Origin of the sequence: Desulfobotulus mexicanus (assembly GCF_006175995.1) — a bacterium.
GTDB lineage: Bacteria > Desulfobacterota > Desulfobacteria > Desulfobacterales > ASO4-4 > Desulfobotulus > Desulfobotulus mexicanus.
Window position 1 is genome coordinate 1 of the sequence record NZ_VDMB01000035.1, and the last position, 22,665, is coordinate 22,665.

Consider the following 22,665-nt stretch of genomic DNA (forward strand, 5'->3'; position numbering starts at 1 on the left):
TGGATGTGAATATCTGGACTGCCAGAAGAAAACTGACCCCATCTGATTTTAAAGCTGTCGATCTTCCCCCTGAGAAAATCGCATCCCTTGGCAGCAAGCGGATCTGTGACCCTGCTGAGCTGAGGATATTTTCAACCTTGAAGGGCAGGGCTGTTGCTCTCCTTGATAGCGTTGGTGTCCGCTTCCTTGGTGGTTGGGCCATACCGGAGCATCTGGTGGCTGAGATGCAAAGGAGTCTTATGGATCTGCGGGATGACTTCATGCAGGCCAGGGAGGACTTTCTGGGAAGCTACGATGAATCCGTACAGGCATGGATCAAAGACAATCCCGGCTGGGAGTCCATCATCGCAGGCTCTGTTGTGGATGCGGATTATGCAAGAAGCCGCCTTGGTTTTAGCTGGCAGATGTTCCGGGTGGTGGCTCCCAAAAGTGATGTCCTTGCAGGTGGTGTTGATGCGGGCCTTGATGAAGAACTGGATACCCTTGGTTCGAGGTTGTTCGGTGATATTGCCAAAACAGCGGATATTGCCTGGGAGAGAAGCTATGCCGGTAAGTCTGAGGTGTCGCAAAAAGCCCTGTCTCCTCTGAGGTACATCCATAAGAAACTCTCAGGCCTTAGTTTTGTGGAGCCAAGGGTAACGCCGGTGCTGAGTCTGGTGGATACGGCTTTATCCAAAATACCCGGTACAGGGAGCATAGACGGGGCAGATCTGCTGATGTTGCAGGGACTTCTCTGTATTCTGCGTAACCCGGATACGCTGGTGGATCACGGTCAGAAAATACTCGATGGCAGAACTCCGGATACCATACTGGACGGTCTTCTGAAGGCACCGTCAGGGGTATCTTGTCCATCTGTTCCAAATGATTTCATGGAAGATGTGGAGTCCGCAGAACCCATTGATATTGAAGAGTATGAATCGGCAGTACAGGTACCAGATCGTCAACCCGAACCCGTACTGAACAGTTTTGGACTTTGGTAAAGGAGGTCAACATGACAGGCAACACAGGCAAACATGCAATCCTAAAGTCCCTTCCCCTTCTCGCTGGGGTGCTGGGCAAGTCCTATGGAATCCGTGTGGAAATTGGTGGGAGCCAGGCTTATACCAATGGCTCCGTGATCTTCCTGCCCCAGCTTCCCGAACAATCCGATCCTGATTTTATGGGGCTGGTTCGTGGGTACATAGACCATGAATCTGCCCATATCCGGGAGACGGATTTCTCCATCCTTGGCAATATGATCCCCATAGAAAAGAACATCTGGAACATTCTTGAAGACTGGCGTGTGGAGGGAAAGCTTGCTGCTGTGTTCCCCGGTTGCAGGCAGAACTTCAACTGGCTGATCCGCCGTCTCTTTGCAGGGGAGGGAGGTGGTGGTCATGCCCATGCGGATTCTTCTGTGGTGATCCTGAACTGGCTTCTTCTGACGGTTCGCTCCTGGGATGTGGCAGAGATTGGAATTGAACGGGATCATCTGGCACGGATACTGGATACCCGCTGGCCCGGTCTTAAGTCTGAGGTGGAAGAGGTGCTGGAACAGGTTAGAAGGTATTGCCCGGACTCCTTTGCCTGTCTGCGGTATGCCAACGATATTATGGATATTCTCAATATGTGGGCTGACCGTGAACAGGATCAGGAAAAACTGGAAGAGGGTGGTGCCGCTGGTTCCGAAACTCAGGAACAAGGAAATGAAGGAGGGGAGGATTCTGGTTCCGCAGGTCAGGATGGCAGCTCCCCTGCCGGTCAGGATGGTACCCTTGGTTCTGAAAGTCCGGATAGCAGCATGGATAGTTCCCATGGAAGCTGTCTGGATGAAAAAGGTACAAATGGCTCTTCAAACTCCCCGTATTCTGGTGGTTCTGGCTCTCAGGATGAGGGATTTGATGATGGTCTGGGTATGGATCTTGTCCCCATATATGAAGCGGATCTCTCCCCTGAAAAGATCGGCTGGCTTCTTGCTGCCTCTGAATCAGAACTGCCCGAAGATCTGGGCAGCAGTATAGCCAAAACTATTGAGTCCAAAGCGGCAGGTTCCAGCAACAGAGTTGAAGTGGCTTCCGTGAGTCCCAAGGAGCTTATGGAGATAGGGCTTGAAGAAGTAAGGCAGATCAGGGCCGTTACTTCAGGTATGCGTAACCGGTTCCATGCCTTGTTCCAGTCCATGAAGGATGTTCGCAGCACTCCTTCCAGAAGAGGAAAAATCAATACCAAAAACCTTTACAGTATGGTGCAGGGTAATCAGAAGCTGTTTCTGCGTCATGGTTCCAGGCAGGGCATTAATACGGCGGTACATATCCTGCTGGATTCTTCGGGTTCCATGAGAAAAAGGATCAGTCTGGCATCCCAGGTTTGTCATGCAGTGGCCCAGACGCTGGAGCTGGTGGGCATCAATACGGGTGTGACGGCTTTTCCCGGTGAATGCTCCCCTGTCAATTCCGACATACTTACGGTGGCTCCCATGGTTAGGCATGGGGAAGCTATCCATAACAGGTTTTATCTCGATGTGAAGGGCAGCACTCCCATGGGGGAAGCCATCTGGTGGGTGTTGCAGGAAATGATCCATCTGAAAGAACCAAGGAAAATGGTGTTTGTCATTACGGACGGAATGCCAGACTGCATGAATATGGCGGTAAGGGCCATAGATGCAGGGGTTGGCATGGGCGTGGAGTTCTACGGTATCGGTATAGACTCTCCCGTGGTTCATAGTCTTCTTCCTGGCAGCAGTGTGAATATCAGCAATTTAGACGAACTGGCTCAGGCAGTGTTTACCATGCTGGGCCGTACCTTTAAGCAGGCAAATTAGAAACGGAGGATAMCATGACAGAAAATATCATATGCCCTGAATGCGGAAACAGTAATCATGTGGTGCTGGTKAAGAGGGCTTCAAGGGTTGCAGCAGGTATGGGKGGCGTAGCTGGAGGTGTYGGCGGATATGCAGGAACAGGCACTGGAGCCAGTATTGGCGGTGCTGTTGGCTCTGTGGTTCCTGTTGTGGGAACGGCTGTCGGTGCTGTGCTTGGTGGKCTTGCCGGAGCATTGGCAGGGTTCATGGCTGGATCTTCTGCCGGTCATGCTGTCGGTGAGCATGTGGATAGGGTTGTGATTGGCGTTTACAGATGCCATCGGTGCAGGGTAGAATTTACAGAGTGATGGTGGGTGCAGGGCCTGTGTGGGATGAAAAGTCCCATGCGGGTTCTTGTGTCTATGTATATGCCCATTATGGAGGATGTGATTTTTATGAAAAATGTGACAAAGGGTAATTCAAATTATCCCGCAGTTTTAGATGCTTATGGTAATTTATTCTTTCCTAGCCAAAGGCCGATGGGCTACTATTTTAATCCAATGACACCTTTATCAAAAGAAGAGTTTTATTCTTGGATAGAAGCCATTGGTGCTGTTTTTAATAGTAAAAAAAATATCACAGACTTTTTAAAAAGACTTTTAAAGGGTGGCAGCGTTAGCAGTGATGGCAAAAACTTTTCAAATGGAATAATAATAGTTTATTTTGATCCTTTATATTTTCAAAATCTTATTCTACCTTCTGGAAGATGGGAAGATAGTATGGGCTGTTATTATGGAATCAACCTATGGAATCTTTGCTGTTATGTAAACAGTTCAGATATGCGAAGTACCATGTCTATGATAGCCGATTATGCCAAAGAGCATAATTTATACAATAAGGGCAAGAGCAAGGATTCGTATAAGCAAGTAAGGGTGCCTCCAAGTCGAGATTTTTTTAGCGTGTTTAATTTTCTTGATGGTAATCTCGTACATACTTCAAACTATTATACGAGTTACTTATTTCTATTTCAAGTTGTGCAATTTTGGCAGTTTCCCAGTATGGATATAATACCAGTTTATTATACTTTATGGGAGCATGTATCACTTGGTGAAAACCATGTAAAAATATTTTTTCCTCAAAAGCCTTACTGTCTTTATAATCTCAATCAGCTTCCTAAAAAAACGGATAAATTCTATTTTTCCAATATTGTTTTTGTTTCCAATGAATGGGAAGCGGATAAATTGACTAATCTGTTACTTCCCACATATAACTTCGATTTGATTGATTCCCCAGATATTAATATTGGTGTCTGTAAGGAACCGGATAACTTCGCTAATCTGGTACATCCCACATATAACGTCGATTTAAATGATTTCCCAGATGTTGGTATTGAATTAGATGAAATATTGTCTGGCAAAAAGCCAGAATTAAAAACGCCTCATTTTGTTTTTACAACCTGTTTTATGGGTTTTGCAGGTATCAAGGATGCGGATCTGAGTCCTCTGGAGGGCAGGGATGTATATTTATATTTACCAGAAAACAGCCCGGATGTGCAGCATTTGCCAGAAGCCATAAAAAGCCTAAAGAAGGCAAGATGCTCTAAAATACATGTTAAAATTGGAAATCATAAGTTTGTAGAAGCAGATGAGTATCTCAGAAGCAAAGGGCACGGCGGGGAAGCTCAGGGTTTAATTGGTGATGCTTCAAATATCATTCAGGAAGGTCAGGAGTTTGATCCTGAAGAAAATGATGCCAGATTGTTGATTGATCCCATCATTGAGGAGGGTGATATCGTTTGGATATTTGGAGCTGCAAAAGCTTATAAATCTTGGTTCGGTTACAGCCTGGCGTATGCATTAAGCAAGGGGAATCAGGTCATTGCTAAATGGAAGACGGCTGATCCCTTGAAGGTGTTGTATATAGACGGGGAAATGAAAAATCAATCAGCGGCAAAGAAAAGGATTAAGAGGATTCTGAGCATTAAGGAAGGTAAGATTTATTGGCCTTTTACCTTGTATTTGCGTAGTAGTAATACTGTCACAGACATACTTTCTGAAGAGTGGCAGAATAAAGAAACGAACAAAAAAATGATTGCTGACAGGGATGTTATTATTCTGGATAATTTTGTTTCATTGACCAGCAATACTCAAAAAGCTGTAAGTAAGGCTTTGGATTGGTTCAGGCGGTTAAGAAAGGATGGAAAGACGGTAATTGTGCTGGATCATTCTAACAGAGAAGGCGATGTGCAGGGGAGTATTGATAAAGAAAGAACAGCTGATCTCGTTATAAGGATTGAACTGGATAATGCTGTGCAGAAACGGGTGAAAATTTCTTTCCCCCACGCAAGAAGCTTAAGTCCTGAAGATTCTGTGCCCTTCGATCTCGACATGATTTTTACAGAGGATGCTTTCGGGATGGAGGTGGTGGATGCCCCTATAAAAGAAGATCTGCTGACTGACAAACAGCTTATGGCCGCCGTTGCTCAAGATCTGAAAGAACAAGGTTATGAAAAAGAGACAATAGAGAAAGTGCTTGGCATCAAGCAGTCAACTTTTTACAATTATCTGAAAGAGGAGCTGCCATCTCTTACGGAAACCCAGAAAAAACAGGTTGGGGAAAAGAAAAAAGAATTCCTTGAAAAGTGGCAAAAGGCTGTAGAAAATGATGTCGAACCAGCGGAAAAGTAACCACTGAAAAATATTTTTTAGTGTTTAGGCTGTGTGTATTTATGCACAATGGCTGATATGAAACAAGCACCCTGGGGCCAGCGTATGGCTCTGGGGTGTTTTTTTATGCTCGAAAAATTAAGGCCTACATCTGTAGCCTGTGCCAATAGTGCAAGTGTCTCATGTTGCCTTGATCAGAGGGAGTTGGTTCGAGAAAAAAGGCCTTCAGGGTAGGGATACTGCTGGTCGATTTTTGGGAGAAATACGGATCTTTTAGACGGGCTGTGCCGGGAGAAAGCTGTACTCTTTTAAAAAAAGTGACCTGCTGTGAAAAAACAATCTGGACGGATGCTGCTTTGTAAGAATTCCTGTAGAGCAGTGCAGTTCTGGCTGGYAAACCCTGAAAAAGGGCGTTTTTAGGGGGGTGGCTGGAATCCTTGGAATCTTGGAGTTGTTCCTGCATGGCTAGTAATATCAGTATTCTGCTTGAATAGAGTGGGCTGTTAGTGGTTGGAATCCGTATGGAACAGAATGGGCGGTAAAAATGGCTTCATAATGGTGTCCTTGCCCTGTGGATGGGAAGYTGGAKTTCTTTGGCGGTAGGATCTGATTGCCTTTGTGCTTTGCCTGGTCGTGCTTGRCATGTAATGTGCTARGGTGCGCTTCGTGTAGGGAATGGCTGGCTCTGGCGCATGGGTGCCTGGGCTGGAAAAAGTGTCTCARGTAGTCTTGRTGGATTAGCTCACCGGCAGTCAGTCTTGCTCCTGGGTAGAGGTGTGCATTGAGGTTCTCTGGTCATAAACCTGCTGTCTCCATGGTCAGGTAGAGGTACGGTGGCATATGGATTGCAATGGCGTTTGGCGGAGGTCGAGGCTTCGATCTGTATAGAATGTGGWATGTAAATTGCAATAGTCCGAACCGCAGTCCAGTCATAAGCAGGAGAAAGATCATCGGGGTGGATGGGGAATGGACGGCCAAACAGAACCGCCCCCCCCCTGCAAAGTGACAAAATGAAAATGCCGGTGAAGTCCCACTCTCGTACCATAAACTGCGGTCTGCTGGAGGAAAAAGAGCAACAGGTGCTGGGATACTGATGGACAGTTTTAGTCTGAAATAYGGAACACAAACTCCGGCTGTGGTCGGCAATCAGGAACCGGATCTGGCAAAACCACAAAACCAAAGCCAGTACGGAAACCCGTGACGGAAAGTCAAGAACCGGATCTGGCAAAACCACAAAACCTGGCTGAAAGAGGGAAGTAGAGGTAAAAAGACCAAACTCAAAAACAAGCCAATCCATGGTAGCAAGCAAGCAGTCCGTCACAAAGCAAGCCAGAGTCACGGGAGTCTGCCTGATGTCAAAGACAGGTACTCGTCAAAACATGGATACTCCGAACCTCCTCACTCCGCTGGGCGTATGTTGTTTTTGGTTGGCTTTGGCCAGGTAGGAAGCCCACTCAAAGCAGCGGCTGAATGTCTCCTGATATCGTACCTGCTGTCCGGCCAGCGTGTCTCCCGTAGCTGTGGATGAAGGTCTGCGGATCATGATACCGTTTGGCGTGTGGCTATGGCAGTAATGCACCAGTCCTCCGCTCCCTCCGACTATTTTGTGCCAGAGGAGGTTCGCTCGTTCCATCAGACCGTATGTGTTTTGGATCTTGTTGCCGTTGAGGAGAAAGACGCAGTGGTAATGAGGAAGGGAGTAGGGAGACTGTTCCCGTACCCAGATGTAGTGCATCTCGATCTTGTTGTAGGTGTAGTGTTCTTTAAAGAGCTTCAAAAACTTAGACAGTGCTTCATTGCCGATGGTGCCCTGCTGTGCCTCTGTGCTGTGGGGGTAGTGCAGGTCCATCCGAACGAAGAGTACTTTGTTGTGGCTGGTCGTCATGTGGGTCATGACTCCGAGGATCTTTTTCAGCAGGTCGGGATAGGTAGCCAGGGTGCCGTGCCTGCCGTTGTTGATGGGATAGTCCTGATAGGTGCCTGCGGTCGTGCTGTGTGTGAGATAAGCCATGATGTCCTCCGTTGAATGAAAGTGGTGTGGGTGTCTGCCTATGAGCATGGGGACTCTCTGTAAAAAAAAAATGGGTGGTCGTGGGTACTCTAAACAGTCTGAGTCTGAATCAGGGGGTAGTGGTAGAGGAGCCAGTCAGTCAGGGCTGCGCACAGCGTAAGCGCAGACCCGTGGATGTACATGCAGGTCAGGAGGTAGCAGTTGTTAAAAGAGGTCAGTGATTGGGCTACGGAGAGGAGTCAGTCAGTCAGCCAGTCAGTCAGGGCTGCGCACAGCGTAAGCGCAGACCCATAACTGTACAATCGTAAAGGAGTCAGTAGTAGGCGTGTGATGAGAGGTGTAATGGTGTCTGTACTGTAGATGACCTGCGCTTACGCTGTGCGCAGGTCTTGTGTCGTTTGCTGATGCTGTGAATGGCAGTGGAGTAAGTGGTTGATAATAATGGTATAAGAGGTAGCTGTGTGGTAATGCCAATGCTGTTAATGTGGTTAATGCAGTAAATACACTGGGAATGTTGTTGGTGGTAATGTATTAAATACACTGAGAATACGGTTGCTAGTAGTGCTGTTAGTGGTAGTACGTTTAGTGGTAGTCAGTAGTACGGTTAGTGGTAGTAATAAGATAATACATAAAACCTAGTAATGGCTAATTCGTTAAGTAGGAAGTCAACGGGCTGTGGGGAATCGTTTTACGGCAATACTCGGCAGTAGGGATTACGAGAGTTATTCTTATAGTATAAGAAGACTAAGCATGGCGCTAAGGACAATCTGYATAGCCCTAGTCGCTCTATGAATATCCAGATCCGCTGACCATATCACACGGCAGGGGTGGTAGCCCTTTCAGGTAGGAGGCTTACCGTATGGATACACCTCTCGTGCCGGACAAGGAGATTCTTGCATAGCTGCTTTGGTCTCTCACCGTTTGCATTCATGGTATCTGCTTTTTTTTGCTGCTTAATGTAGTTTGGAGCTTKTAGGTGGGCCAAACCACTCTCAAAGTTCTTAACTGCTGTTGATGCTTTTAATGCTCACAGATCTTTATTTTGATTGTAAGGCTGCATGGAGTGTTTTTGTTGTCTTTGTCGGCTGTAGATTGTTTTTGTGCTTTCASGCACATCTATGGCTGCTTTTATGGCTTTTCTTTGCATTAAGCCTTGGTCTTTAAAAAGTACCCGTAGCAATCCATGCCTGCTTAGAGCTTTTTAAGCCTGAWRCTCTTTCATATGGCCYTTGTTTTGGCTTTAAGTAGGTAAAGCTCAGATCAGATTTTAAAGATTGCATGACTGGAGTGTTGCGGGGTAATGCCCTTTAKGATTGTAAGTGGTGCTGTTTTATTGCAGGGTTTTGTTTGAGCGGTTTTGCTRTRTAGAAATTGATTGGAAGGGATTGTTCCCTCCTATGGCTTTTTACAGCCACAGGAAGGAATTGTTCTGTTGTGATATTTGAAGACTGTGTATGGTAGGTAGCGACACTGTGAGTGCTTTGATTTCCATGAGCTAAAATGCAGGTTTCTCAACTTTATGTGGCACTGTTCGGCCGGGCTTCCGAAGGTGCAGGTAACAAGTTCTGGCAGGGTGCGGAAGACATGCAGTCTGCAGCTCAGGGCATGGTTGAAACCGATGCTGCTGAAGAGTTTTATGGTGATAAGTATGATGATGATGCAGCCTTTGTAGAAATGCTTTATCTCAATACCATGAATAAAGCTCCGGATGCAGAAGGCCTTGATCACTGGGTGGCATCCCTTGAAGGTGGTGCGAGCCGAGGTGAAGTAGCCGCAGAATTTATAGCCGCTATAGAAGATAATAAAGAAATTGATCCTGTGGGTTATGCTACCTTTAACAACCGTGTTGCAGTATCCGATTACACGGCAGATAAGGTACCCGGAGAAGACCTTAAAGTTTCTGAACTTGATGAGTTTGTGGGATATGTTTCCGAGGTAACAGATGATGAGTCTACTGTTGCCGCAGCTAAGGAAAAAGTTGATGCAGACGTCCCCGATCCCGGCGTTCCCGGTGAGACCATCACCCTCACTGCTGGTAAGGACATTATCCTTGCTGCCGATGCAGAACTTCCCGATGGTCTGACCGAAGATGACGTGGTTCGTTCTACGGATAATAACGATACCATTAAGGGTATTCTGGATAATCAGCCATCTAAAAATACTCTGGATACGTCTGATGAGATTGATGGTGGTGCAGGGAACAATACCCTTCAGGTTGAAATGGGTAAAAACTTCAGTGGATTTTCCGGTTCTGGTTTCATGAAGAATGTTGAAACGGTTGAGCTTACCAACAATGTTTCCTTTGCCCGGAATTTAAGTTTCAGTTCCAAGGGAACAGAAGGTGTTACCACCTATGTTCTGAATCCGGGACAGGGAAGCATAGCTCTGAATGATGTACAGAGTGCCGAAGATCTTACCGTTAAGGTTAATGACCAGAAGAGTGGTGATCTTAATATTGTATTTGCATCCGGCAAAGTCAGTGGTCTCGAAGACAGTATGGATCTGGCCGTAAAAAATGTGGGGTCTGCGGCCCAGCATTTCTGTAACAAAGCAGATATTGCTCAGCAGAATGTAACGGTAAAAGCAGTTGGGATAGAGCATACTACTGTGAATTTAGAGGGGAATAATTATCTTAACCTTGCACAGGCTGCGAGCAAAACCCTTACCTTTACCGGTGAAGGATCTGCTAGTATTACTGCAGTGGCTCCAGCTCTTTCTGCTTTTGATGCTTCATCCGTGAACGGGAAAATTACAGCTGATCTTACGGATGTAACCCAGAATCGTCTTCAAGACATAAAATTCAGCAAGGGAAATCTTTCACAGGTTGAGGTTAACGCTACATCTCTGAATATAGCTGCCAATATTGAAGGTTCCACTGCCGGGCTGAGCGTGTTGAAAATTAATCATGGTGCTGGTAATCATACCTTGGCACCCGTTATGAAAGATGTAGAAGCTGCTGTTTTTGTAGGAACCGCAGCTAGTGCAAACATTAACTTTGTTGGGGCTGGTGTAACTGGATTAGCGGCTGTTACGATTGCGGGTACTGGTAACAGAACATTTGCTGACATGGTTAATAATGATACGATGACTATAAAAGCTGCAAATAATGCACAGGGAAATGTCGTTTATGATGGCTTTGGCGTTCTGAATGTGCAAACTGTAGCACCGACAATTGCTCTCCCATGCTGTTCATCCAGTAAGCTTGGAGAGATTGCACCTACTAATTCTAATTTAACAGTAAATTCTATCAATGCATCCTTGGTAAATGTTGACATTGTGGCACATAGCCGCTTTGGGGGTGAAGTACAGATTAACTCCCTGGAATCGGATATGGTCACATTGAATGTTGCATCAGCAAAAGCAACGGCTGATATTACAGCAGTAGCTGTACTTGGCACCCCCGCCTTTGTTTCAGGTGAAGAGCTTACAGCCTTTACCGGCACTCTCTCAGCTTCCCATGCCAACAGTGTATTGATTGATGCTGCTGGAGATATTGGCCAGTTTAACTTTACAGATGATAATGTCTTTGAGGGTTTTGGAACTGCCGCTGATGCAGCAGAAATGAACTTTGCCAAAGCGCAACAGCTTTCTGGTAAAGTAGCCAATGCAAATATTAAGCTGATTGCTCCAGATTTGGAAACGATTGATCTTTCGGGTGTTCGTGGTTATGCCCTCATTACGGAAGATTCCAGCCTTGCTTCACTTGAATCCGTTTCAGCTGTTGGCATAACAGGCGTTCTTTCCATCGCAGCGGAAATGGAAAGTCTTGCATCAGCAACCTTTGTTGGCAGTGGTGCTGTGGATCTGACGGGTGCTACCATAGAGGGAACTGACAGTGGATTCCTGAATGGGGCTATTGCAACAGATGGTACTGATGCTGATAGTTTTATAAGCGATATGTCTCTTGGTGATGCAACTGCAGCTGGCTCAGAAGCGCTCAATGTAGATTATGACGCCTCTGCCCTTACCGGCCGCTTTGCGGTTAGTGTTGCAGAGTATAATGGTACTGGTTCAACGGCTTCGGTCACAGGGTCTCGTATCAGTACGAACTTCATCGAAGTTGAAGCAAGGGACACCATTACAGTAAGAGGCGGCAGCAGCTCAGACTACATCGGTATTACGCTGAATGAAGGCGGCACGGCTACCCTGACGGGCGGTGCTGGCAGGGATATCTTTGAAGTTGCGGGAACTAGTGGAGAGAATTCCTATGTTCTGATCGAAGATTTTGTTGCAGGCAGGGATGTGCTTCTTGGTGCTACTGATGATGGATGGCAGGGTGTTACTGCTGGCAGTACTGCAGGTGACGTCGATGCCACTGCGATGAGCAGTATCGCAGATGATATGAATGGATTTGACCGCTTTTCCAATATCACAGCTACCGATATTAAGGTTGTAGCATTTGCTGCTGATGGTAGTAGCACTGCAAATACCGTTGGTGTACTCTACAACAATGATGTCTGGGTGATTGCAGATGGAACTAATAATGAAATGCTGATACAGTTGCAGGGCCTTACAAATTATGAGTTAATTGCGTAGCATAATTTGACTGGATGTAACTTAAGCTCTTTTTGAGTGAATCTTGACTAGAACCCGCCTCGCAAGGGGCGGGTTTTTTTTGGTATTTTATTTTGCGATGACCTGTATTGTAAGGAGGCAAATGATGTCTGACTGGGTGGTCATTAATTATAAACAGCATAAAACGGCAGGATGGAAGAAGCTGACCAACTACCGTTTTGCAGCAGAGCCCGTGGCTCCAGTATCCGTGGCAGAAATATCTCACCTGCTTTCTGAAATGCCCCTTGCTTTTTCCCGGTCGGCCGAAACCGGAGTTTTTCAGCTGGTTGCCGTTCAGGGCTTGAGGCCGGGAGACAATGTTTTTCTGAGCAGTACAGGCCATTGGGCTGGCCAGTACATTCCAGCCTGTTACAGGGCACATCCTTTTATGGTCATGAAGGAAACCAGCAATAATAAGCCGGTTTTGTGCATGGATATCAGCAGTGAGGGAATACAGATACCTGCCGCAGATGATGATGCTGTACGGATTTTTGATTCAGCTGGTGAGCTGACTCCGCCTGTCAGTCGTATTGTCAGTTATCTTAGTGCGCATTACCGTACCATGGAGTTGACCCGCAAGCTGGTTGCACAACTAGACGATCTTCAGCTGATGCAGCACTGGCCTATAGAGTTGACAACTCCGGAAGGCGAGGTGATTCCCGTAGGAGGCCTTTTTCGTATAAATGAGCAGCGTATCCGTGAGCTGACACAGGAAGCCGTGTATGACTTAGCAGTGTCTGGAGCCATGGCCATAATATACGCTCAGCTTTTTTCCCAGTCCCGCTTGAAAAAGCTTGTGAATTTCTACAATCTGCAGGGTGCCGCAGAAAGTGCCATTGAGATTGACAGTATCGATCTGGATGAAATTTTTGGTGAAAATGATGATGATATTATCAAATTTTAGAATTTTTGTTTTTATCCTATGCTTCGGAGCTGATTTATGAAGATGGATTTGTCAGTTGGTGAGCTTAATACACTGGCAATGAAAATGGAAAAGGGTGACGAGCAGGCATTGGTAAAGTTCCGTAAATTTTATCGCCGGCATCCAAGAAATCCCCTTCTCATTGCTGTAAAGGCAAGGTATCTGTTAATTAATAAAAAGGATCCCCACGGAGCTCTGGAGCATTTCAACAGAGCTGCCAACCTTGGTCATCCTCACCCGGATAGTTTTCTTTACGGTCGCATCCGTGCTGCTGTTTCATCCTTAAGCTGGGAGCTTCTCGATAAACTCGTTCCCTGCTATCTGAAGCAGGTGAAAGACGGTGTGCTGCAGCCTTCAGGGCTTTTTCAGCATCTTTCCATGCCCGGCCTGAAAAATTCTGATTATTTAATGCTTGCCAATGCTTTTATTAGTGGTTTTAAGTCAGGCGACATAAGCTCCCTTGCTCCCGGTGATTTTACAAGACTACCTGCCAGAGGCAGAAGGCTTCGTGTCGGATACATGAGCTCTGACTTTAAGGTGCATCCTGTTACCCAGCTACTAGTTCAGGTACTGGAGCACCATGATAAAACCCGGTTTGAAACCATCGCCTATGATCTTGCAGAAGCCCCGGCCTCTCCATGGCGGTCACGCATACTGGCAACCTTTGATGGTGTGGTCCCATGTCGTGATTTAAGTGATATTGAGCTGGCTGAAAGAATCCGGAGTGATGAACTGGATATTCTGGTAGACCTGAACGGTGATACTGCAGGTACAAAAGTATGGCTGTGCCGCCACAGGCTTGCTCCTGTTCAGATGACATGGCTGGGCTTTGGCGCCACTTTAGGTGAAGGTATTGTTGATTATCAGATACAGGATCTTTTTTTTGCTCCGGAGGAAATAGCCAGTGAGGCATTTTCCGAAAAATTAATTTGGCTTCCCCATCACTGGATGCCCGTTGATACCCAGCGTGTTATACCTCCTCCTCCCATACGTCGTGACCTTGGGCTTCCTGAAGACAAGACTGTGTATTGCTGTTTTAACGGGCAGTATAAGATATCAAGAGAATCCTTTGATGCATGGATGTGTATTCTTAAAGAGGTAGAAAACTCCGTATTATGGTTGTATGGGCAAAACAAAAAAAACAATCAGAAGCTCCAGAAAGAAGCTGCAAAGCGCAATATAGACCCTGCCCGTCTGATTTTTTCACCGGGTATACCGCACCTTGACCATTTGAGTCGTTTACAGCAGGCGGATATTGCCTTGGATACATGGCCTTACACGATGGGTACAACCGCTATGGATACACTTTGGGCAAGGGTGCCCCTTGTAACCTTTACGGCAAATGCTTTTTCTAGCAGAGGGCCTGGCAGCAAGCTTCATAACCTGAGACTTGATGAGCTTATTCAGAATTCCGTAGCTAATTATATTGATATGGCAGTTGTTCTGGGGAAAGATGAGGATTACCGTACTGAAATCAGAACTCGTCTTGAGCAGGCACTGATGCAGTCTCCTCTTTTTGATATGGAGCTTTTTTCACGCCATTTGGAAAAAGGTTATGAGCTGGCTTTTTACCGTTATGAAAATGGGCTTAATCCGGATCATATCAAAATACCGGATCTGTCGTATCCAGATCAGCAATCATCACGTTGTTCTTTAAAAGAATACAATAAAAGCATCTCTACTGTACCTTCAGGGTCAGGGAAAGGTGAATTGCTTACAGAATCTGTACATGTTAAGATTGAACGTGCCCAAAGCTATCTTCGTAATGAAAAGCTTGTGCTTGCCCGCCGTGAGTTTAGCCGTGTATTAAATCAGGACTCCCTCAATGGTGAAGCCTTTTATGGCCTTGGCTTGGTTGCAATTAAAGAAAAAAACTTTGAACAGGCCCTTGTCTATTTGAAAAATGCAACAGAAGCAGAGCCTGACAATGAAAAATTTACAGAACAGTATTGTCTTGTACAGAATCTTGCTCAGCAGGATACTCCTACTTTTGTGCGCTGGGCCATGGAAAGGGCTAAGTCTTATCACCGTAATAAGAAGATGCGTCAGGCTGCTCAGGGCTATGTGGCCGTACTGGAGCGTGCCCCCCATCATGCGGAAGCCCTTCATTATCTGGGGCTGGCTGAAATGCAGGCAGGCCATGTAAGTGGTATGCAGAGAATAAGGCTTTCCATGCAGCTTGAACCCCATAATCTAAAGTTTCAGGAAAATTACAGGTATGCTCAGACTCTGTTACAAAAAAAAGATGATGTGAACTAATCTGGTTTTTCTATTTAAAGGCCTGATGCTTGGGGGATAAATTTGACAACGCTTCTTGAATCAACTGCTTTTGACCTAATGTCAAAAAGAAAGGGCCTTAGCTGTGATGGCAGCCCTATTCATTACCTTGCATTAGGTTCCAGCCATGGTGATTACGGATTTAATCCTTTCTGGTTAGGAAATGCCTTTAATCTTTGCTCTGTATCCCAGGATTTGTGCCTTAGCTTTAAGCTTTATGAGCATATTCTTCAAAATAATGAACATTATCCACGTCTTGAAAAACTTTGTCATATCATTTTATTTTTTTCCGTTTTTTCTCCCGGGTTTAATCTGTTAAAGAGTTCTGAAAAAACGAGATATCTTGCTTTTTGTAAAGTTTTTGGTCTGAATCTTCCGGATGATCCAGATTTGCATAATTTGAATGAAGTCAAAGGTTTTGTTCCAGATAAGACCCCTTTGCTTTATGATGGATTTCGTAGAACCAATACCCGTTATTTTTTTTCGGGTGATTATATCGACAAAAGGGCAGCGGGGCATCTTTTTTATAACAAAGGCAAAAAAGAACTGCACTGGTTGGACAAAATTTTGATTATGGCTCGAAAGCATGGGCACAAAGTTCTTATTGTCCTATCGCCGGCCCATCCGGATTACAAGGAAAGAATGCCTGAAACATCTTTTTTATTTGATGATGTTTATCGCAGAGAAGCAGATGTTCTTGATCTTTATTCCTGCACTTCTTTTGACTCTTGCTTTGGCGATAGTGATCACCTTTACCCCGCCTCTCAAGGGCCGAGACTTCTGGCTCAAAAAATATGTTTGTTTTACGGGGGGGGGGGCTTGATATTATTGACTTTTTAAGCCTTTGTAAGGATTATCAAAGACATGGTCTTTTTGCTCAGGCGGTTGAGGGGTATAAAGAAATTTTAAAAAAGAATTCATCTAATACCGAAGCCCTGCATTACATGGGGATGGCATTAATTCAAATGAAAGATATTTGTGGCCTTGAATTAGTAAAAAAGTCACTGATAATAAATCCTAGCAATGAAAAATTTTTACATAATTACAAGATTGCATTAAAATTAATATCATCTTTCTAAATATATAATCTATATTTTTTAGAGGCTTAGTTAAGATTTGAAGTCGGCAACTCGGTTTCAACTGGCATGGGGCGACGTATTAAAAAATGTTTTTTTATTAATAAGATAGTTTTATTTTATTTTTATTGTCCGTCATGCGAAGGCTGAAATCCAACCATAATAAACTGATTTTCTGCTTTGCCAGTCAAGATAGAATGGAAACCCATGACCACCAAAGGTATCATTCTCGCCGGAGGCTCCGGCACAAGGCTGTACCCTATCACAAGGGGGGTATCCAAACAGCTTCTGCCCATCTACGATAAACCCATGATCTACTACCCCCTCTCGGTACTCATGCTGGCGGGTATCCGGGATATCCTTGTGATCACAACCCCGGAAGACCAGTCTTCCTACCAGAGACTTCTTGGTGACGGTTCGGATTTTGGCATCCATTTAAGTTATGCCGTACAGCCCAGCCCGGATGGCCTGGCCCAGGCCTTTATCATTGGTGAAGATTTCATCGGAAAAGATAAGGTTTGTCTGGTGCTGGGGGATAACATCTTTTATGGTCAGGGCTTTACCCCCAAACTCAAAGAAGCCGCAGCAAGGGAAAAAGGGGCCACGGTGTTCGGATATCAGGTGAAAGATCCGGAACGTTTTGGCGTTGTGGCCTTTGATGAAAACAGGCGGGCGGTTTCCATTGAAGAAAAACCCGTAAATCCGAAATCCAATTATGCTGTTACAGGCCTTTATTTCTATGACAATGATGTAGTTAGTATTGCAAAAGAGGTAAAACCCTCGGACAGGGGAGAGCTTGAGATCACCAGCATCAATCAGAAATACCTGAAGCGTCAAACCCTGCATGTGGAGCTTCTGGGCAGGGGCTTTGCATGGCTGGATACGGGAACCCATGAAAGTCTTCAGGAAGCAGGCATGTTTGTACAGACCATAGAAACACGGCAGGGCTTAAAGGTTGCCTGCCTCGAAGAAATTGCCCTGAGCAATGGCTGGCTGAGTCGGGAAGATGTTTTAAAAGCAGGAAACGCACTGAAAAAATCAGGCTATGGGCAGTATTTGTTGAGGCTCTGCAGGGAGAAAACATGACACTTCTGCATTGGATTGATTTTGCTGTACGGGGGGATGAAAGAGGCTCCCTTGTGGCCTTTGAGGGCGGAATGAATATCCCCTTTGAGATAAAAAGGGTGTACTATATTTTCGGAACCAGTGAAGTCATTGCCCTGTGCACAGAATAAATTCCTGCGGTTTCAAACTCTGAATTTATTTTTCCGGAGATAATAAATTTATTTCCGATGAAGAACTTCATAAAAACTGGAAAAAACTTGCTTCAGAAGCATTGAAGTAATTTTTTGTAAAAGACAGGAACCAGAAAGATGAAGGTCAAAGTCATAAGACAGGGCTCTAGTTATGTTATTCCGATTCTGGAAAATAGGGATCTGGAGCTGGATTCCTTTTATGTGGAAATTGACCCTTCCCTTGAAGCCATGCTGTTTTGGGTTGGTCAAAGCGATACCATCGCTAAGCTCAGGGAGCTTAACGATATCTTAGGCGGGGATGACTATCTTTCCTTCAAGCTGAAACACCTTCCGGAAAACTATAACCATACCAGCAGCCGCAGTGATGACGACATTCTTGCCGAAGCCCTGATGGAAAAATATGGAAAATAAATTTCTCATAGATGTGAACATCGCACTGGATATTCTGCTGGACAGGCTGGATACATCTCCAAGAACCTATGAGCTTTTTCAAAAGCTGAAATCCCTTCCAGCTGTTTACCTTTCCACCTCCCAGTTGCATACGGTAGCTTTTATTTTTTTTAAGGAAGGTAAAAAAAGCAGACCTCTGCATATCCTTCATGAAGAATGGCAGCTTTTTTTGAAACTTTTTACCCTCATCAAAACACCGGCCTATCTGGATTTGAATGATCCCCTGTTCCAAAGGGACACTGAGGATTACCTCATCGAAGCATCCGCAAAGATTGTCGGGGCAAAAATCATCACCCGTAATACGGCTTTCCTTCGTGCTTCCGAGTATGCGGTTTCCATAGATGATTTTTTATCCCTTCCGGTTCAGGAAGAAAAGAACATTGCTTTTCTGGATTTGAAAGCCATCAACCAAGCCCATGCCTCAGGCCTTGAAAGGGCCTTTGATCGGGTACTGTACAGTGGCTGGTACATTCAGGGCCAGCAGGTGAAAGCCTTTGAATCGGAATTTGCATCATATTGCGGAACACCCTTTTGCATTGGTGTTGCCAATGGGTTGGATGCCCTGACCCTGACCCTCAGGGCCTGGAAGGAAATGGGCAGGCTCAAGGAAGGGGATAAGATCCTTGTTCCGGCCAATACTTACATTGCCAGTATTCTTGCCATCACGGAAAACCGTCTGACCCCCGTACTGGTGGAGCCGGATCCTGCAACTTTCAATATCAGCCCTTCAGAAATTCTTAAATCTCTGGATTCAAAAACAAAGGCCATCCTGCCTGTGCATCTTTACGGACAAATGGCGGATATGCCAACCATCATGGAAATTGCGAGAAAGCATGATCTTCTGGTGCTGGAAGATGCGGCCCAGGCCCATGGTGCCATCATCGGCGGTAAAAAGGCAGGAAGCTGGGGGGATGCGGCTGGTTTCAGTTTTTATCCGGGAAAAAACCTTGGGGCCTTAGGCGATGCCGGAGCCGTTACCACCCATGATGAAGAGCTGGCCCTCACCATTCGTGCCCTTGGCAATTACGGAAGTCATAAAAAATATGAAAACCTTTATCAGGGAGTGAACAGCAGGCTGGATGAAATGCAGGCAGCCCTTTTGAGGGTGAAGCTTCCCCATCTGGATCGGGATATTGAAAAAAGACAGGCTGTGGCAAGGCAGTACATGGAGGGCATAAATCACCCTGAAATTTTACTCCCTGCCTGGAAGGAGGATGGCTCCCATGTTTTCCATCTTTTTGTGCTGCGTTGTCAGAGACGGGATGAATTGCAGGCATATCTCGCTGAAAAGGGTATCCAGACCCTGATCCATTATCCTGTACCTCCCCATAAACAGAAAGCTTATGGGGCATGGAAGGGGATTAGATTACCCCTTACGGAGCAGATTCATAAGGAGGTTTTGAGTCTGCCCATGGGGCCGACAATTCCTGATGATGAAGTGTTTGAGGTGATAAAGGGTTTCAATGAGTTTAGCTAAGGCCTCCCTTCTTAATGGTTTTTATGGGACTACATGGTGCTTTCAAAAAGCTAGGCTGAAGAGAATATGGGAGTGTATCCAGTGATGAAACAATGGGGATGGAAGGCTGTCTGTTGCAGAGATCTGCCGGAATATGAAAAATGGTGTCAGCAAGTGAGTCTGAAAGAATCCCTCTTGTGTGAAACAGGAGGTGGCGAAGCTTTTGTTGATGAAGGGCAGAAGATATTTTTTCAGTTTATGCAGAATCGTAAAGCAAGTTCAAATGTTATTTCTGGTCGTCTGTCAAGCTTGCTGAACCAGGGGTATGCGCCAGAGGAGATTGCCCGTGCTTTTGCCATTGCATGGCTTACCGAACAGCAGATAATGTATTTGCCAGCTCGGCCTTTTTCAGAAAACAAATGGCTAGCTTTATGGTTGCCATGGTTTATGGCATTATTGACGACACTTACTGCTGTCACTATGGGTCTTTGGGCATATCGGGATGGTCTCGCCGTATTTGTTTTCTGGTCTGCTTTTCTTGCCATTCCTTTCGTTTTTTTGGGCTGGCTATATAGTTTGGGGTTTGGTTTTTTTCTCCGATGGCTGGACAGGTTTATGGCTAGGGAACGGGTCCACCCCCATGCTGTTTTGATTTCAGAAAGTAATTCAAAGTATGCCTGTTTCGTAGCAGAGATGGCCAGCCATAAAGCCAGTGTGAGCAGTGGGATTGCCATAAAAGACAGGTCAGACGAATTGATATCCTGTAGAAATCATTTTAAGAGGTTTTATCTTATGTACAAGTCACTTACTGCTTTTAATACAATAACACACAGGAATTTAAAGTATCAGCCAGTAGATGGGTACGGGTTTGCAGCCCGGATTACAAGTGTTCCTGTCGGGGCAGGGGAGCTTATTGACCTGGCTTTTTCTTATCCAGTTATATTCCCTTTAGAAGGCTCTGTTCAGTTGACGGCACTTCTTGGTTTTGAGGAACGTAATGTTTTTGTGGATAATGAAGGAGCCTGGATTGCTGGTAAAGTCCCTGAGGCTGTGCAGCATTATCCTTTTGCTCTGGCACAGCTTGAAGGGCATGAAGAGGGTACAATGGTACTCGCCCTTGATGTTGATGCCCCACATTTTTTAAATAATACAGGGCATGATCTTTGTACCGCAGAAGGTAAGCTTTCTCCATTCGTACAGCAGATTCAAAGTAAGCTTATGGCATGGGAGCAGGGCCGGGTTGCCTCTCAGTACGTGTTGTCTGAGTTAGAAACCAGTGGTGTTTTGGTTCAGAAAAATGTCACGGTCCGTGCTTCAAAGAATAAACCAGATATTTTCAATGGCTTTCGTATGGTTGATGCGGATCTTCTTGTTCAGCAGGATGATGCAACTTTGGCAAAGTGGGTGAGGAATGGTACCATGCAGGCGGCTTATCTTCATCTGGCATCCCTTAAGCATTTTGAAAGATTGAGTTTTTAAACAGCGGTTTTCCCGTATTTTTTAATTTTTGCGGCCTTATATTCTCAGTATGTTGTAGCTGTGAAACCCTCGGGCTTTTGACTTTTCGAGATGCTGTCAAAAAATAATGGCTTATAATTTTCGAAACCCTTGAAAGGATCACCATGTCAGACTGGTCATCGGGTTATGTATCGGATATCGGCTATACCTACGGATACTACAAAGAGCTGAACCCCCTGCTGCTGCGCCTTGCTTTTCTGAACGCAGGCCTTGTCTATCCCGAAGTAAAAACCGCCTGTGAGCTGGGTTTTGGTCAGGGTTTGAGTGTGAACATCCACGCAGCCGCATCCCCCGGTATCTGGCATGGTACGGACTTCAACCCTTCACAGGCAGCCTTTGCAAGGGGCCTTGCCGATATCTCCGGTGCGGATCTTCATCTTTCCGATGCAGCCTTTGATGAGTTCTGTGCCAAAGACGACCTTCCCGGCTTTGATTATATCGGTCTGCACGGCATCTGGAGCTGGATATCCGATGAAAACCGGGCTGTGATTGTGGATTTCATCCGCAGAAAACTCAATGTGGGCGGTGTGCTGTACATCAGCTACAACACCTTACCCGGCTGGGCCGCCTTTGCTCCCATGCGTCATCTGATGACAGAGCATTCCGAGGTCATGGGTGCCGAGGGCAGCGGTATCTTGAGCCGCATAGACGCATCCCTGAATTTTGCAGAAAAGCTCATGGCTACCCAGCCCCTTTACGCCCGTGCCAACACCCAGATAGCCGACAGGCTTACCAAGGTGAAGGAGCAGAACCGCCATTACCTTGCCCATGAGTATTTCAACAAAGACTGGCACCCCATGCATGTATCCACCATGGGCGAATGGCTGGAGCCTGCCAAACTCTCCTATGCCTGTTCCGCCCATTACATGGATCACATAGATGCCCTGAACCTCACCGAAGAGCAGCAGGCCCTGTTAAAGGACATTCCCCATCCTCTCTTCCGTGAGACTGTCCGGGATTTCATGGTGAACCAGCAGTTCCGAAGGGATTACTGGGTCAAGGGCATTCGGAAGCTCCAGCCCTTRGAGCAGGCCGAAAGCATCCGGGAGCAGCGGGTGGTGCTGGTATCCCACAGRCCGGAYATATCTTTGAAGGTAAACGGCACTTTGGGCGARGCCACCATGAACGAGGGTGTYTATCTTCCCATTCTGGATTTCATGGCAGACCATAAGCCCAAAACCATAGGCCAGATAGTAAAGGCCATGGAWGAAAAGAASATCAGCTTTGTGCAGGTCTTGCAGTCTGTGATGGTGCTTGCCGGTGCGGGTCATTTTGCMGCCGTTCAGGAGGATGGTGTCATCCAGAAGATGARAAAGCGCACGGATAAGCTGAACGCCTTTATTATGGACAAAGCCCGCAGCAGCGGAGACATCAGCTACCTTGCAAGCCCCGTTACGGGCAGCGGCATACAGGTGGGGCGGTTCCAGCAGCTCTATTTGCTTGCAGCGGCCAAGGGTAAAAAACAGCCTGCRGAACAGGCCGCCTTTGTCTGGGATATACTGGCATCCCAGGGCCAGCGCATCGTGAAGGAAGGCAAGGCCCTTGACACCATGGAAGAAAACATCGCAGAGCTTACCCTGCAGGCTGAGGAGTTTGCCCAAAAGCAGCTTCCCGTACTGAAGGCCCTGCAGGTGGGGTAGGGGGTATAATGCCGTGCACAGGGCAGGTTCTTTGTGCCTGCCCTGTGCWCGGCATTATAC

The 22,665-nt window shown here is 46.1% G+C and carries 16 protein-coding genes; 15 read left to right on the top strand and 1 reads right to left on the bottom strand.

What is annotated here, in order from left to right:
• The 4 genes from FIM25_RS15705 to FIM25_RS15720 all read left to right on the top strand — a co-directional run.
• A partial coding sequence (locus FIM25_RS15705; protein WP_139450807.1) for a DUF3150 domain-containing protein occupies positions 1–980 on the top strand: 980 nt, incomplete at its 5' end.
• An 11-nt stretch (positions 981–991) separates the two neighbouring features.
• Positions 992–2,800 carry a cobaltochelatase CobT-related protein gene (locus FIM25_RS15710; protein WP_139450808.1) on the top strand — a complete coding sequence of 603 codons (1,809 nt, stop codon included), beginning with the start codon at positions 992–994 and terminating at the stop codon, positions 2,798–2,800.
• A gap of 14 nt (positions 2,801–2,814) precedes the next feature.
• On the top strand, positions 2,815–3,147 hold the full coding sequence (locus FIM25_RS15715; protein ID WP_139450656.1) for a hypothetical protein: 333 nt from the start codon (positions 2,815–2,817) through the stop codon (positions 3,145–3,147).
• A gap of 87 nt (positions 3,148–3,234) precedes the next feature.
• On the top strand, positions 3,235–5,466 hold the full coding sequence (locus FIM25_RS15720) for an AAA family ATPase (protein ID WP_179953450.1): 2,232 nt from the start codon (positions 3,235–3,237) through the stop codon (positions 5,464–5,466).
• A gap of 1,351 nt (positions 5,467–6,817) precedes the next feature.
• Here FIM25_RS15720 and FIM25_RS15725 read toward each other — a convergent pair.
• Positions 6,818–7,456 (bottom strand): YagK/YfjJ domain-containing protein, encoded by a 639-nt coding sequence (locus tag FIM25_RS15725; protein ID WP_179953451.1) that lies wholly within the window; start codon positions 7,454–7,456, stop codon positions 6,818–6,820.
• 1,584 nt (positions 7,457–9,040) lie between these two features.
• Here FIM25_RS15725 and FIM25_RS15730 point away from each other — a divergent pair.
• From FIM25_RS15730 to FIM25_RS15780, 11 genes are all read left to right on the top strand, one after another.
• Entirely contained in the window at positions 9,041–11,992 is a 2,952-nt protein-coding gene (locus FIM25_RS15730; protein WP_179953452.1) for a DUF4214 domain-containing protein, read from the top strand.
• 121 nt (positions 11,993–12,113) lie between these two features.
• Positions 12,114–12,914, top strand: a complete 801-nt coding sequence (locus FIM25_RS15735; RefSeq protein ID WP_179953453.1) for a SapC family protein — start codon at positions 12,114–12,116, stop codon at positions 12,912–12,914.
• Between the two features lie 36 nt (positions 12,915–12,950).
• On the top strand, positions 12,951–15,191 hold the full coding sequence (locus FIM25_RS15740) for an O-linked N-acetylglucosamine transferase family protein (protein ID WP_139450813.1): 2,241 nt from the start codon (positions 12,951–12,953) through the stop codon (positions 15,189–15,191).
• A gap of 42 nt (positions 15,192–15,233) precedes the next feature.
• On the top strand, positions 15,234–16,049 hold the full coding sequence (locus FIM25_RS15745; protein WP_139450814.1) for a hypothetical protein: 816 nt from the start codon (positions 15,234–15,236) through the stop codon (positions 16,047–16,049).
• Entirely contained in the window at positions 16,004–16,288 is a 285-nt protein-coding gene (locus tag FIM25_RS15750; protein WP_139450815.1) for a tetratricopeptide repeat protein, read from the top strand. The genes FIM25_RS15745 and FIM25_RS15750 overlap by 46 nt, the downstream gene beginning before the upstream one ends.
• A 204-nt stretch (positions 16,289–16,492) precedes the next feature.
• On the top strand, positions 16,493–17,371 hold the full coding sequence (gene rfbA / locus FIM25_RS15755; RefSeq protein ID WP_139450816.1) for a glucose-1-phosphate thymidylyltransferase RfbA: 879 nt from the start codon (positions 16,493–16,495) through the stop codon (positions 17,369–17,371).
• The gene (locus FIM25_RS15760) at positions 17,368–17,520 is read left to right on the top strand and encodes a WxcM-like domain-containing protein (RefSeq protein WP_139450817.1); all 153 of its coding nucleotides are present in this window, start codon (positions 17,368–17,370) and stop codon (positions 17,518–17,520) included. The genes rfbA and FIM25_RS15760 overlap by 4 nt, the downstream gene beginning before the upstream one ends.
• A 138-nt stretch (positions 17,521–17,658) precedes the next feature.
• Positions 17,659–17,952 (top strand): hypothetical protein, encoded by a 294-nt coding sequence (locus tag FIM25_RS15765; protein WP_139450818.1) that lies wholly within the window; start codon positions 17,659–17,661, stop codon positions 17,950–17,952.
• A complete protein-coding gene (locus FIM25_RS15770; protein ID WP_139450819.1) occupies positions 17,942–19,468 on the top strand; it encodes a DegT/DnrJ/EryC1/StrS family aminotransferase in 1,527 nt (508 codons plus the stop codon). Before FIM25_RS15765 ends, FIM25_RS15770 begins: the two co-directional genes overlap by 11 nt.
• Before the next feature lie 84 nt (positions 19,469–19,552).
• Complete coding sequence (locus FIM25_RS15775; protein WP_179953454.1) at positions 19,553–20,926, top strand: SapC family protein; 1,374 nt, start codon at positions 19,553–19,555, stop codon at positions 20,924–20,926.
• 143 nt (positions 20,927–21,069) lie between these two features.
• A complete protein-coding gene (locus FIM25_RS15780; protein WP_139450821.1) occupies positions 21,070–22,605 on the top strand; it encodes a class I SAM-dependent methyltransferase in 1,536 nt (511 codons plus the stop codon).
• The last annotated feature ends 60 nt before the right edge of the window (positions 22,606–22,665 follow it).

Coding starts and splice junctions, on each gene's coding strand:
- FIM25_RS15710 (WP_139450808.1), top strand. CDS start 992: ATGACAGGCAACACAGGCAAACATGCAATCCTAAAGTCCCTTCCCCTT.
- FIM25_RS15720 (WP_179953450.1), top strand. CDS start 3,235: ATGAAAAATGTGACAAAGGGTAATTCAAATTATCCCGCAGTTTTAGAT.
- FIM25_RS15725 (WP_179953451.1), bottom strand. CDS start 7,456: ATGGCTTATCTCACACACAGCACGACCGCAGGCACCTATCAGGACTAT.
- FIM25_RS15730 (WP_179953452.1), top strand. CDS start 9,041: ATGCAGTCTGCAGCTCAGGGCATGGTTGAAACCGATGCTGCTGAAGAG.
- FIM25_RS15735 (WP_179953453.1), top strand. CDS start 12,114: ATGATGTCTGACTGGGTGGTCATTAATTATAAACAGCATAAAACGGCA.
- FIM25_RS15740 (WP_139450813.1), top strand. CDS start 12,951: ATGAAGATGGATTTGTCAGTTGGTGAGCTTAATACACTGGCAATGAAA.
- FIM25_RS15750 (WP_139450815.1), top strand. CDS start 16,004: ATGTTTGTTTTACGGGGGGGGGGGCTTGATATTATTGACTTTTTAAGC.
- rfbA (WP_139450816.1), top strand. CDS start 16,493: ATGACCACCAAAGGTATCATTCTCGCCGGAGGCTCCGGCACAAGGCTG.
- FIM25_RS15760 (WP_139450817.1), top strand. CDS start 17,368: ATGACACTTCTGCATTGGATTGATTTTGCTGTACGGGGGGATGAAAGA.
- FIM25_RS15765 (WP_139450818.1), top strand. CDS start 17,659: ATGAAGGTCAAAGTCATAAGACAGGGCTCTAGTTATGTTATTCCGATT.
- FIM25_RS15770 (WP_139450819.1), top strand. CDS start 17,942: ATGGAAAATAAATTTCTCATAGATGTGAACATCGCACTGGATATTCTG.
- FIM25_RS15775 (WP_179953454.1), top strand. CDS start 19,553: ATGAAACAATGGGGATGGAAGGCTGTCTGTTGCAGAGATCTGCCGGAA.